Annotated in this window: 12 protein-coding genes; all 12 read left to right on the forward strand. The window is 36.7% G+C overall.

The window, feature by feature from the left end:
• Nucleotides 1-17: 17 nt before the first annotated feature.
• The gene (locus IPU53_RS15705; protein WP_207451961.1) at nt 18-857 is read left to right on the forward strand and encodes an MBL fold metallo-hydrolase; all 840 of its coding nucleotides are present in this window, start codon (nt 18-20) and stop codon (nt 855-857) included.
• Between the two features lie 37 nt (nt 858-894).
• Nucleotides 895-1,530 carry a bifunctional 4-hydroxy-2-oxoglutarate aldolase/2-dehydro-3-deoxy-phosphogluconate aldolase gene (locus IPU53_RS15710; RefSeq protein WP_207451962.1) on the forward strand — a complete coding sequence of 212 codons (636 nt, stop codon included), beginning with the start codon at nt 895-897 and terminating at the stop codon, nt 1,528-1,530.
• A 106-nt stretch (nt 1,531-1,636) separates the two neighbouring features.
• On the forward strand, nt 1,637-2,785 hold the full coding sequence (gene dgoD, locus IPU53_RS15715; RefSeq protein ID WP_207451963.1) for a galactonate dehydratase: 1,149 nt from the start codon (nt 1,637-1,639) through the stop codon (nt 2,783-2,785).
• A 210-nt stretch (nt 2,786-2,995) separates the two neighbouring features.
• A complete protein-coding gene (locus tag IPU53_RS15720) occupies nt 2,996-5,029 on the forward strand; it encodes a HelD family protein (RefSeq protein WP_207451964.1) in 2,034 nt (677 codons plus the stop codon).
• A gap of 429 nt (nt 5,030-5,458) precedes the next feature.
• A complete protein-coding gene (locus IPU53_RS15725; RefSeq protein ID WP_207451965.1) occupies nt 5,459-6,013 on the forward strand; it encodes an RNA polymerase sigma factor in 555 nt (184 codons plus the stop codon).
• Nucleotides 6,006-6,755, forward strand: a complete 750-nt coding sequence (locus IPU53_RS15730) for a hypothetical protein (RefSeq protein WP_207451966.1) — start codon at nt 6,006-6,008, stop codon at nt 6,753-6,755. The genes IPU53_RS15725 and IPU53_RS15730 overlap by 8 nt, the downstream gene beginning before the upstream one ends.
• Entirely contained in the window at nt 6,746-7,618 is an 873-nt protein-coding gene (locus IPU53_RS15735; protein WP_207451967.1) for an ABC transporter ATP-binding protein, read from the forward strand. Before IPU53_RS15730 ends, IPU53_RS15735 begins: the two co-directional genes overlap by 10 nt.
• Complete coding sequence (locus IPU53_RS15740; RefSeq protein ID WP_207451968.1) at nt 7,615-8,757, forward strand: ABC transporter permease subunit; 1,143 nt, start codon at nt 7,615-7,617, stop codon at nt 8,755-8,757. Before IPU53_RS15735 ends, IPU53_RS15740 begins: the two co-directional genes overlap by 4 nt.
• Before the next feature lie 160 nt (nt 8,758-8,917).
• The gene (locus tag IPU53_RS15745; protein ID WP_207451969.1) at nt 8,918-9,604 is read left to right on the forward strand and encodes a FadR/GntR family transcriptional regulator; all 687 of its coding nucleotides are present in this window, start codon (nt 8,918-8,920) and stop codon (nt 9,602-9,604) included.
• 227 nt (nt 9,605-9,831) lie between these two features.
• On the forward strand, nt 9,832-10,635 hold the full coding sequence (locus IPU53_RS15750) for an ABC transporter ATP-binding protein (RefSeq protein WP_207451970.1): 804 nt from the start codon (nt 9,832-9,834) through the stop codon (nt 10,633-10,635).
• A 472-nt stretch (nt 10,636-11,107) separates the two neighbouring features.
• On the forward strand, nt 11,108-11,479 hold the full coding sequence (locus tag IPU53_RS15755) for a GntR family transcriptional regulator (protein ID WP_158324420.1): 372 nt from the start codon (nt 11,108-11,110) through the stop codon (nt 11,477-11,479).
• Nucleotides 11,480-11,484: 5 nt separating this feature from the next.
• A complete protein-coding gene (locus IPU53_RS15760) occupies nt 11,485-12,354 on the forward strand; it encodes an ABC transporter ATP-binding protein (RefSeq protein WP_207451971.1) in 870 nt (289 codons plus the stop codon).
• The last annotated feature ends 444 nt before the right edge of the window (nt 12,355-12,798 follow it).

The raw sequence follows: 12,798 nt of genomic DNA on the forward strand, positions 1-12,798 counted from the left end.
TAGGTGGTGATGAAGCGATGCTCTATAAACAGGATGAAGAGCTAATAAACGAAATAAAAAACACAAATACATATAAGGATGAAGTTGTTATTTGGAGCTTGGGCCAATCGGGAATTATTCTCAAAAGCGGAAACGGCTTCATCTGTATAGACCCCTATCTGACCTATTCGATAGAGTTGGATAATCCAGATACTGAATTCAAAAGAGCCCTACCACCTCCGTTATCACCTGAACAATTAGCGGGAATTGACGGAGTGCTTATTACACATTTTCATGATGATCATATGAATTTAGAGACATTACAACAAATATCCCAGGTCTCTAAAAAGACTAGCTTTGTAGCACCAGCTTCCCATTCATCTTGGCTTAGCAATATCGGAATTCATAATATAATCCAGGTTGCGAATGATTCAAGCTTCCATATTGAGAGCTTTACCATTATTCCCATTGAAGTTGCTCATACACAATATGAAAGAGATCAAAATGGAAATCCATACTATTTTGGTTATTTTATTGAAGTAAACGGTGTTAAAGTATTTCATAGTGGCGACACCATTGCAACGAAAGAAATAATCGATAAAGTCGCTGGATTACAGCCTGATATTGTGTTTGTTCCTATTAATGGAACAGACTATTCAAGAATATCAAGAGGAATAATTGGAAATATGAATTATCGTGAAGCTGTGGATTTTGGTATTGAAGTGGGAGCGGATTTAATTATTCCTATGCATTATGATATGTTCCCAAATAATAGTGAAAACCCTGCTTATTTTGTAGATTATATTTTTCATCATTACCCCTCTCAAAAATTTCATATGATGGTCGCTGGAGAGCGGTTCATTTACAGAAAAAAGTAAAAACTTAGATATATATAAGGAAAAGGAGAATATACATATGGATTCTGTTTTACAAGCGATAAATGAACACAAAATTATCTCAATCATTAGAGCAGATGCTGATGCGGATTTGCAACAGGTTATTGATAGCCTTTATGCAGGAGGCGTTCGCATTTTAGAGATTACGATGAACACACCAGGTGCATTGGATGCCATTAAGACTGTAAAACAGCGTTATCCAGATATATTGGTAGGTGCGGGAACTGTTTTAGATTCGGAAACGGTAAGGTTAGCGATTCTTGCGGGTGCGTCATTTTTATTAGCCCCCACCCTAAATGAAGCAGCAATTATCACGGCTAATCGTTATAATGTACCGATCATTCCAGGTGTATTAACGCCAACAGAAGTGGTAAGAGCCTCTGAATTAGGGGCAAAGGTGGTAAAAATCTTCCCAGTCAGTACATTAGGTCCAACATATATAAAGGACTTAAAAGGACCACTCGCACAAATCGAGATGATTCCTGTTGGGGGAGTGACAACTGATACGGCCATTGATTTTCTAGAAGCAGGGAGTTTTGCCTTAGGTGTGGGATCACCGATTGTTGATAAAAATCTAGTCAAACAGAAAAACTTTGCTGAGATCCAACGAAGAGCTGAAGAAATGGTGAAGATTGTAGGGGGTTATAATCGGTAAATAACAAGGCGGATTTTAGCCCATATTTAAAAAAGGCGATTATGGGTGATAAGAAAATTGCTGAAAAAAAATGAAGTGAAAATTTAAGTGTGAAGGAGATTGACACATGAAAATTACAGGTTTTGAATGCTTTATCGTTCCACCAAGATGGAATTTTTTGAAAATAGAAACGGACGAAGGCATTGTTGGATGGGGAGAACCTGTTGTTGAGGGAAGAGCACACTCTGTAAAAGCGGCAGTGGAAGAATTAATGACATATTTAATTGGAAAAGATCCATTACGTATCGAAGATCACTGGAATATGCTGTACCGATCTGGTTTTTATCGCGGAGGACCGATATTAATGAGTGCGCTTGCCGGAATTGACCAGGCCTTATGGGATATAAAAGGTAAGTATCTCCATTCACCTATTTACCAGTTGATGGGCGGAGCTTGTCGCGATTCGATTCGGGTGTATTCATGGATAGGCGGTGATCGACCGTCTGATGTAGGAGAAGCAGCAAAAAAAGCTGTAGAGGTCGGATTTACTGCTGTAAAAATGAACGGTACTGAGGAGCTACAATATATTGATTCTTATAAGAAGGTAGATGAAGCAGTCGAGCGTATTGCTGCAATTAGAGAGGCTGTTGGATCTGATATAGGGATTGGGGTTGACTTCCATGGTCGCGTACATAAACCAATGGCAAAAGCTTTAGTGAAAGAACTCGAGCCTTATCGTCCTATGTTCATTGAAGAACCGGTTTTGCCTGAAAATAACGAAGCATTAAAAGAGATCGCTAATCACACACATATTCCCATTGCAACAGGAGAGAGAATGTTCTCAAGATGGGATTTTAAACCGATACTCGAAGAGGGATATGTTGATATCATTCAGCCAGATTTATCACATGCTGGAGGAATTACAGAAGTGAAGAAAATTGCTTCGATGGCAGAAGCCTATGATGTCGCTCTTGCACCACATTGCCCACTGGGCCCAATCGCTTTAGCGGCTTGCCTGCAAGTAGATGCAACCTCACATAATGCCTTTATCCAAGAGCAAAGCTTGGGTATTCATTATAATAAAGGAAACGATATTCTTGATTATATTAAGGATCGTACTGTTTTTGATTATAAAGATGGTTATGTGAAAATTCCCGATGGTCCAGGATTAGGAATTGAAATAGATGAGGACTATGTAAGGGAACGAGCAAAGCTTGGGCATGATTGGAAAAATCCTATTTGGCGTCATAAAGATGGCAGTATTGCAGAGTGGTAGAAAGCTAACCTTGGACCAGCATAAATTTAAAAAACACACATGAAAAGCCAACAATGATGTTGGTTTTTTCATATGTGTTTTACTATTTTATATTAAGTGAATTTTTGGCAATACTCTATTTAGTAGTATACATCAAATATATTTATAAGTCTATATTTTTCGATATTTACTTGCTAAAATAACGAGACATTCATATAAGGAGGGGTCAGTGTGCCATTTGAAGAAGAAAAGAAGGAATTAAACAAAAAATTAGCTATTATTAACAAACAATATGAGGAGGTAGCCGCAAAATCTGGATATTTTGGTGATGATATTACCGAAATAGCCTTAGATGACAGTAGGAAGAGAATGCTAGAATCATTAATCAGTGCTAAAAAAGACCCTTATTTTGCTCGACTTGATTTTACACAAGAAGATAAGGTAAGAGTTGTTTATATTGGAAAAGCGGGTGTTTTCGATGAGGAGAATGGGAATGCTGTCATTACCGACTGGCGTGCGCCGATTTCCAGTTTATTCTATGGTTTTAGTGGAAGTGAAGATGCTGTATATTATCAATCACCTGATGGCATTGTTGAGGGTGAAATCAATTTAAAAAGAAATATCGTCACATATGAGCAGGAGCTGCAAAGAGTAGTAGACCGCTATATTCGCGGAGAACAGGAATCATCTGGAGGAGATGAATTTCTATTATATAGACTAGGTGATCAAAAAGATAATCGACTTCGTGATATTGTCGCCACCATTCAGGGCGAGCAAAATGAAATCATTCGTTACCCTTTAAATCAAGCCGTCATTATACAAGGAGTTGCTGGGAGTGGAAAAACAACCGTAGCCCTTCATCGGCTTGCTTACCTTTTATATGAATACCGTGAACAATTAAGCGCACATCGCATGATTATCTTTGCCCCTAACACGATCTTTCTGGATTATATTTCTCAAGTACTGCCTGAATTGGGCGTGGGAGATATTGTGCAAACAACCTTTCCAAAATGGGCAATGAGGGTTATTGATGATCCGAGTTTCCAATTGGAATCTCTTAGTAAAAGAAGAAAGACCTTTTTTGAGTCAGATTGTGTTGAGCGGGATAACTTGAAAGGAACATTAGTATTTCAACAGAAAATAAAAGAGCAATTATCACAATTAGAGCAAGACTGGCTTCCAGAAGAAGATTTTATTCCCTGGGAAAATAAACAAGGCGTTTCCCTAGAGAAAATAAAACATTGGGTAGCAAACGATTTTAAAGACAGCCCTGTGACAAAGAAATACGACAGGCTTAAAGCAAAATTAACACGTTGGGTTGAAATTGAGGCGAAAATGTATGAAGAGAAAAAAGAACAAGCGCAAGCTCGAAAAGAGGGAAAGGCGCAACTAAGAAAATACTTACGTAAATGGAAGAAAAGAAAACCCTATGAGCTATATGCAGAAATCTTAAAAAGAATGGGAAAAGAAGACATTTTACCGCCAAAGAAAAATATAGCTCTGGATGATTTAGCTCCTTTATTGGATATCCACGATTATTGGTTTGGTATCGAGAAAGAAGATCGGTTTGATCATGTTGTCATTGACGAGGCGCAAGACTTCTCCCCCTATCAAGTTTCTGTATTAAATGCCCGTACAAAAAAAGCATCATTTACGATATTAGGAGATTTGGCACAAGGTATTCATAGAGATGAAGGAATTGACCAATGGGAACGTTTTATTGAACTTTTCGATCGATCCCGTGCGAAATTCTTCCAAATGACAAAAAGCTATCGTTCAACCTATGAGATTATTGCATTTTCTAATAAGATTCTAAGTCATCTCGCAAGCCCACCTGCATATGCAGAACCAGTATTCCGGAGCGGGGATGATGTGCGGATTCAACAAATACAACCAGAAGATAAAGCGGAGAAAATCGTAAGCTGGGTGAATGAAATGAAACAGCAAGGCATGAATACCATTGCCGTTATTTTACGAACTGAATCGGCATGTGACCAAATTTGTTCCCAACTAAAAAATGAACTTCCAGAATTAAATATGATGACAACCGAAGATCAAACATACGAAGGAGGGATCTCCTTATTACCAGTGTATGTATCAAAAGGATTAGAATTTGATTCCGTGCTAATGGTCGATGTCGATGAGATAGATTATCCAAACACAGAGCAAACAACAAAATTATTATATGTCGGTTGCACAAGAGCGCTCCATCACTTATCGATTATGTATAGTGGGAAACCATCTGAATTGATTTCGATTGGATAGAGAAACACAATCGTGTGTTTCAAAGAAAATACAAAGCTAAATAGTTATGAAAAAAGATGACCCCGATTTCAAAAATTGAAATTAGGGTCATCTTTTTATGAATTACCTATTAAAAAGTAGCTTATTGATGGGGAATTGCCATATTGAGCAAATGTAAAGGAGGAGCAGACGCCTCCATTCCCCTTGAGTGCAAGCCGAAGCTATTTATATAGTTTGTCCTATTTGTTAAGTACTGGCGAAGAGGAATATTACCACCCCTGGAGAACGGAAATCAGCAGTGTATAGACTTGCATATTGTGTTTTACAGACTATATGACAATTTTGCACAGGATGTTTACTATAAAAAAGAATTAACGAAATTGATTTATTTAAATGATTTCTACAAGATCTTTGTTAATTTATAGTGAGAAGTATTTTTGTGATGAATAGGTGAGGACGATCGAAGACTATAGCTTAATTCGAAAAATTAAATCTGGTGATACGGATGCTTGGGAGAAACTAGTTGATAAGTACTATGATCAAATCTTTTCATTTTGTGTACGAAGATGTTTCGGCGATCGGGTTTTAGCTGCAGATTTAACCCAGGATATCTTTCTCAAAGTCATTGAAAACATCGCTACATATAAATTTACGGGGAAGTTCTTTAATTATTTATTCACGATTACTGTAAATATATGTAACAACTACTATAACAAAAAGAAATTCACCCAGTCGGAATTAGATGAGAATGTTATCCATAGTAGCGCTGAAACCATTATGACGAATTTAATCATGGAAGAGAGTGTAAACCAAATCCAAATAGCATTAAACAAGCTTCCTGATATTCAAAGAGAAGCGCTAATTTTAAAATATTACTATGATTTAAAAGTAAAGGACATTGCCAAAATTACTGGGACAAGCGTTCCTACAACGCAATCAAGGATTCAACAAGGTTTAAAAAAACTTAGTAGATTATTGGATAAAGAGGAGTTTATGAATGGATAATGAAACGATCAAAAAAATGAGGAATTATGAAATTAAAAGTGATGAGATGCAGAGACAAGCGATCATTGATTTAGGAAAGCAAAAGATCATGAAACATCAACTTGGCAAATATTCGCTCTTTGACCTCTTTCGTTCGTCCATTCGATTCACCAGAATTCAAACGTGGCTGATTCAATTTGCTCTCCTGATCTTGACGACTTTTTTAATTACGAAGGTGATAAACGATGACCCGGCCAGCTTCATCCTGCAATGCTTAACCGTGACAGTGATCTTCTCTGTTATTTTCTTTATTGATGAATTATTTCGTAGTTTTACATCGGGAATGTGGGAATTGGAGCAAACACTCAAATATGATCTGCGTCAGCATATTGTAGTCAAATTGCTGATTTTTGGCTTAGCTGATTTAGCACTCATTACTTGTCTCGCCTTTATTTCTCAGGGCGTGATGGCCATTTCCTTTTGGCAGATCATTTTATATTTACTTGTACCCTTTAATTTTACTTGTATTGTGCTATTTTCTCTTTTCACGATTTGGAGAAACACGCTCTCATCTGTTGTTTTTTGGATAAGCTCAGGGCTCATTCTGATGGGGGGGATACTTGTAGCTAATTTTTTCAATGTTTATGAGATCGAGATCAAGTATTGGGGAGCAGGGTTTATTTTTTCAATCATCTTTTTACTTTTGATTGTCAAGAATATGCTTAATGTAAAAAAATGGGAGGTGTTTTGCTCATGCTATTAGAGCTAGATAATATTACAAAAAAATATGATGATACAGTTGTCCTTGACCGTGTTTCATTTCGCTTAAAACCGGGAGTGTACGGCCTTTTAGGTTCAAATGGATCAGGAAAAACGACTTTATTTAGAATCATCTGTGGAGTGATGAAACAAACTGCGGGCACAATTACATATAATCATGACAATGTACGAAGCAATCCAGATGCTTTTCGCTCAGTATTGGGCTTTTTACCACAGGATTTCAGTTATTATCCTGATTTCACCGCAATGAAGTTTATGTTATATATCGCCGCTCTCAAAGGACTCAATAAAAATGTTGCTAAAAAAAGATGCCTTGAGCTGTTAAAATTAGTTGGATTAGAAGATGTGAGGAATAAAAAGATTAAAAAGTACTCTGGTGGAATGAAACAGCGGTTGGGGATTGCTCAAGCCATGATTAATGACCCGGAAATATTAATTTTGGATGAACCGACAGTTGGGTTAGATCCAAAGGAACGGGTTCGATTTAGGAATTTAATAAGCTCTTTTTCCGAAAATAAAATTGTCATTCTTTCTACTCATATTGTTTCTGATGTTGAGTATATTGCAGACGAAATACTTGTGCTGAATCAAGGAAAACTTGAAAACAGAGGTGCTTCCTCTGAACTAGTCAATACCATTCAAGGCTATGTATGGGAGTCTGTTGTTAAACCAGCTAAATTGGATGAAATGCTAGCAAAGCATATCATTAGCAACCAAAAGCATGAAACAAGAGGGACAGTATTAAGGATGATTTCAAAAGAAAAACCTACTGATAATGCCGAACAAGTGCAACCAACATTGGAAGATTTATATCTATACTATTTTAGAGAGGACGCCCGGAAATGAGAACAATAGTAAAGTATGAAATGGAAAAAATCCGAAAAAACAAAACGTTTATTGGCGCACTAATTGTATCGTGTTTTGTTTTAGCAAGTATATTACTTATTGGTTTTCATTATTCACAGGTCAACACGAAGCAAGGCGATGGCCTTGAACTTTATCATCAGGTCGTTGAAAAAAGCACTGGAGAATTTACAGATCAAAACGTAAGGGAGATTCTTGCAGATTATATCGATCGATATCAAAGTGTTGATGTGAATAATAGAATTTTTGATATGTTCTCATATGAAATAGCTGATACATTTTTTCCAAAAGGTGAAGATAACTATTTAAAATTGAATAACGCCATGGAACAAGGTAAAAAAATGACAATTGATCAAATTAACCCTAAAACGATCAAAGATATAGGGTTTACCCAATTTGAAATTCCTTTGAAAATTGGCAGTTATGTAACATGGTATGACCTATTTAAAGTTATGGGTCAATTATTCATCCTTACTAGTATTGTGACTATTCTTGTCTGTTCTCTTGTTTTCTCTAGTGATACTTCAAGAAATATGAATCAGTTGTTATTGTCTACAAGGTTTGGCAGAAACAAATTAACGATCGCAAAAATCATTGCGGCAACACTGATTTCCACTTTTGTCTTTCTCATGGTTCAAGGGGTTTTACTGTTCGCTTTCTATGTGTATAATAGTGGCTTTACTGGTTGGGATACGAGTATTCAAACAAATTTTTCATTAGAATTGTTTCGTTTTCCTGATGAAATCAATCAGTTACAAGTATTCTTGTTAGCGGAGGCTCTTCAATTTATTGGGTTGCTAGCGATTGTAGGGATCACATTATATGTTTCCTCTACTACCCGTTCACCGTTCAGTGCTCTAACCATTGCATTAGGCTTATTCCTTTTGCCCAAAGCCATTACTCAACTAATTAAAAGGGGTATCGTATATAAACTATTAAACTTGTTTCCGATCAATCATTATCGTATTGAGGATTTTTTAACACTAATGACCGCAAAGCAAGAATTTATCCTTCAATCCTTTACACAAAATATCGTGCTGACGATGATCGTATTAATGGTGATGAAAATTGGTTTCGATGTAGTTGTGTATTTACGAATGAAACGGTATCAAGTGACATGATTCATTGCTAAGTAAGATAATTAGACTAGATAATCAACTGCTCAGCTGACTTTTACTCGGTTGAGTTTTTGTGTTTCACAGCTTTTCCCGAAGTAGCTTAAAATTGGTCTTGTAATTTTTTAGTAGAAATGCTAGTCTTGGTGAAACAGGAGATGATCAGATGAATGATAAATTAACGTTTCAAACTTTAAGACCACATAAGCTTGTGGACGATGTGGTTCAGCAGTTACAACATAAAATATCTACTGGGGAGATTCGACCTGGTGAAAAAATTCCTACTGAACCAAAATTAATGGAGCTATTTGGAGTAGGACGTTCAACTATTAGGGAAGCCATACGGGTTTTGGTGCACGCAGGCCTACTTGAGAAAAAACAAGGATTTGGCACATATTTAAAAGCACATCCAATTATTCAAGAACCTCTTTCACATCGATTGCACCGTGCGGAACTAATAGAGGTGTATGATGCAAGGAAGATGCTGGAGTTAGAAATGTCGAGATTAGCTGCTCTTCGCCGGGATGCAAAGGATTTAGAGACTATGCGTATTCATTTGGATACACGCAAATTAGCATTGGAAAAAGATGATCGAGAACTATATACAAAGTCAGATATTGAATTTCATATGTCCATAGCTATAGCTTGTAAAAATGGTGTTATTATTGATTTATTTCGTACATTTTCTCAAGTAGTATCTGACGCTATGCACAAATTAAATAAAGAATATCGTTCACATGATCCACAATCACATCATCATGAAAAATTGTATGAGTCTATTAAAGAGAAAAATCCTGAACTTGCTGTAAAATATACGCTTCTTATTTTGGAAGGTACCATCGCTGAATTATAACAAATTTTTTTATAAACAAACATCTGATGATAAGATGTTTTGATATTGTTACTTCTTTTTCATGGGTTAAAAAATTTCAGAGGCTCGTCCTCTTTTGAGGAACAATTGCCTATGTTAAAAACAGAGTTTGACATACTAATTGAAGCAGGGAACAAGATTAATGAACAATCTCAATTTAAACTGTGAATCGCTGATTTGTACAAATACGAATATTGGAGTGGTTAACCATGGACAAAGTTATTAGCTTTGAGGATGTATCATGGAGAAGAAACAAGCAGGAAATTTTAGACCAAATTAATTGGAATGTAAAGAAATATGAGCATTGGTGCATCCTAGGGCTAAATGGGTCGGGAAAAACATCATTATTAAATATTGTCAACGGGTATAATTTTCCAACTACAGGAAAGGTTACTGTGTTGGGAAATGAATTTGGTAAGACAAGCTTACCTGATCTAAGAAGAAAAATTGGATATGTCAGTAGTTCATTAGAGAGATTTTTAAATGTTCTAGAACAAGAAACTGTAGAGGAAGTTGTTGTAAGTGGTAAATTTGCTTCATTTGGTTTATATGAACATGTTTCTGCTGAAGATTGGGAGAAAGCAGATTTTTTACTTTCTACATTACGTTTAACTTATTTGAGTGGGAAGACGTATAATATGTTGTCTCAGGGAGAAAGAAGAAGAGTACTTATTGCTCGAGCGTTAATGAGTGATCCTGAAATTCTTATACTTGATGAACCTTGTACAGGCTTAGATGTGTTCTCACGTGAAGAAGTGTTAAATTTAATGAACAAAATTGACCAAAAAAATTGTCACTTGCTTTATGTGACTCACCATATTGAAGAAATTGCTGATGTTATATCACATGTATTATTAATTCGTGATGGAAAAATAGTGGGTTCAGGACCAAAGAAAGAAGTTTTGACAGACGAATTATTATCAAAAGCATATAAAATGCCAGTGAAAATCCGTTGGGAAGAAAATCGCCCTTGGTTAACAATCCGAAAAGCTTCGAGTGTTTATCACCAATGAAATGCGAATGATAAGTAGGGGGATACTGCTAGTTCATTATTTAATAAATTTGGGTATTCGGATTATCGTGGGGGAATATGAAATGAAAAGTAAGTCTAGCAAATGGAATATGCCAGACTCAAGAGTGCAAAGTTTATTAGCCGTCCGTGTAAGGGGAGCATATTCCATTGTGGGATTTTAAAGCGATATTTTGTTCTACATTAATTTCCATCTATCCATATATTTTAACTATATCTTGCAGTGAGGTGATATTTAGGCCGCCAGACTAATTTTTCAGTGATCTAGTAATCACTGTTTTTTCTTATTGGAAATTACTTGATATATAGAGATAATGATGTTTAACTGTTGTATATAATGTTTATGTGTTATATACACAATGAAGAAAAGTAATAGCAATTGGCTATTGAATAGAGTTATTCACGGTTTCTATTATGTGTATAATGAGGATATACAATGAAAAAGAGGTATTCGAATGCAAATTATTATATCTAACAGTTCGAAAGAGCCCATTTATGTACAAATTATGAAACAGATTCAAACGGCTATTTTGTCAGGTGAGTTAGCAGAAGGAACCGCACTTCCATCCATTAGACAGCTGGCTAAGGAGTTAAAAATAAGTGTGATCACCACCAAGAGGGCATACGAAGAACTAGAGAAGTCGGGATTTATCTATTCGATTGTTGGAAAGGGATCATTTGTGGCAGAGCAAAATTTAGAGGTTATTCGCGAGAAAAAACTAACAGTGATTGAAGAGCAGTTAAGTGCGGTGATCTCAAATAGTCGAGAAATTGGCCTATCCTATGAAGAACTGCAAGAGTTACTGAAGTTGTTGTACGAGGAGTGATGGGGATGGAAAATGTGATAGAACTCCGCGGCGTTTCTAAAGAGTTAAAGGCATTCTCTATTGATAATATCGATTTACAGATAAAACAAGGCTTTGTCACCGGGTTTATCGGAGCTAATGGAGCGGGAAAGTCGACAACGATGAAGCTGATGATGAACCTCTTACAAGCAGATGCTGGAGAAATAAGTGTATTTGGATTGGATTATGCCAACCATGAAAAAGAGATTAAAGATCGGATCGGCTTTGTTTATGATAGCAATGTATTATATGGATCGCTGAACTTGAAGGATATTAGCAGAATTGTCGCCCCAGCATATAAACGCTGGGATCACAAGCAATTCAAAGCCTATTTAGATCAATTTGAATTACCCTCCAATAAGCCAATTAAAAAATTCTCCAAAGGAATGCAGATGAAAGCTTCTCTTGCAATTGCCCTATCCCATGATGCAGAGTTTATTATGATGGATGAGCCGACAGCAGGATTGGACCCGACTTCTCGCAGGGAGCTATTAGATATTTTTCAAGAAGTAATGGTAGATGGGAAAAGAACAATTTTCTTTTCTACACATATTACCAGTGATTTAGAACGGATTGCTGATTATATTGTCCTAATTGATCAGGGAGAAATCCTCTTTCATAAACCAATTTATGAACTGCGGGAGCAGTATGCGTTGGTGAAAGGAAGCACCGATTTGCTTGATCGAGATACGGAAGAGAGCTTTATTAAAATAGATCGTTCCTCAACTGGATTTCAAGCCTTAACTGATAAGGTGGAGGAAGTGAAAAAGATATTTGGTGACCATGTCATGATAGAAGAAGCATCATTAGAGGAAATTATGTTTTACATGAAAGCAATGAAGCAGCAGGATGAGTAAAAGAAATTGAACACAAACTCGGGAGAGATCTTACTTGTGAAGGTAGGATCTCTTTTTTTGTGTTTATCGTCTAGTCTAGCATTAAAATCAGTGCCGCAGATGCGATTAAACTGCAATGCGCAACTTTTGGGCGGGATTGCGTTACTTTGTTGAGAATTGCGCAACTTTATCGTCTGATTGCGTTTCGGCCGTTCACAGGCTATCTCTTCCATCTTTATCGGAAAAGCCATGTGTGGCATCCTCTTCAGTCTTCGAATTGCACATAAAAAATCGCTCCTTTGGATGTTGTTGTGGTAACTTCATTCTACTAAAGGAAGCGATTTTTTCTATTGATTCCGTTGGGAAAGCTCATCGATTTCTGTCCGCCTGCCTGGCTGTTGCTTGGAGTTCAGGGGCCGACTCCTGCGGGACAAGCATGGCCTTGAGATCCCGCAAGGCGCGCAG

This window comes from Bacillus sp. SD088, from assembly GCF_017355205.1.
Lineage (GTDB): Bacteria > Bacillota > Bacilli > Bacillales > Bacillaceae_C > Lederbergia.

What these genes read in the sequence shown, in the direction of transcription:
- IPU53_RS15745 (WP_207451969.1), top strand. Translation starts at nt 8,918, where the DNA reads ATGAATGATAAATTAACGTTTCAAACTTTAAGACCACATAAGCTTGTG.
- IPU53_RS15710 (WP_207451962.1), top strand. Translation starts at nt 895, where the DNA reads ATGGATTCTGTTTTACAAGCGATAAATGAACACAAAATTATCTCAATC.
- IPU53_RS15735 (WP_207451967.1), top strand. Translation starts at nt 6,746, where the DNA reads ATGCTATTAGAGCTAGATAATATTACAAAAAAATATGATGATACAGTT.
- IPU53_RS15730 (WP_207451966.1), top strand. Translation starts at nt 6,006, where the DNA reads ATGGATAATGAAACGATCAAAAAAATGAGGAATTATGAAATTAAAAGT.
- dgoD (WP_207451963.1), top strand. Translation starts at nt 1,637, where the DNA reads ATGAAAATTACAGGTTTTGAATGCTTTATCGTTCCACCAAGATGGAAT.
- IPU53_RS15740 (WP_207451968.1), top strand. Translation starts at nt 7,615, where the DNA reads ATGAGAACAATAGTAAAGTATGAAATGGAAAAAATCCGAAAAAACAAA.
- IPU53_RS15705 (WP_207451961.1), top strand. Translation starts at nt 18, where the DNA reads ATGCTCTATAAACAGGATGAAGAGCTAATAAACGAAATAAAAAACACA.
- IPU53_RS15760 (WP_207451971.1), top strand. Translation starts at nt 11,485, where the DNA reads ATGGAAAATGTGATAGAACTCCGCGGCGTTTCTAAAGAGTTAAAGGCA.
- IPU53_RS15750 (WP_207451970.1), top strand. Translation starts at nt 9,832, where the DNA reads ATGGACAAAGTTATTAGCTTTGAGGATGTATCATGGAGAAGAAACAAG.
- IPU53_RS15755 (WP_158324420.1), top strand. Translation starts at nt 11,108, where the DNA reads ATGCAAATTATTATATCTAACAGTTCGAAAGAGCCCATTTATGTACAA.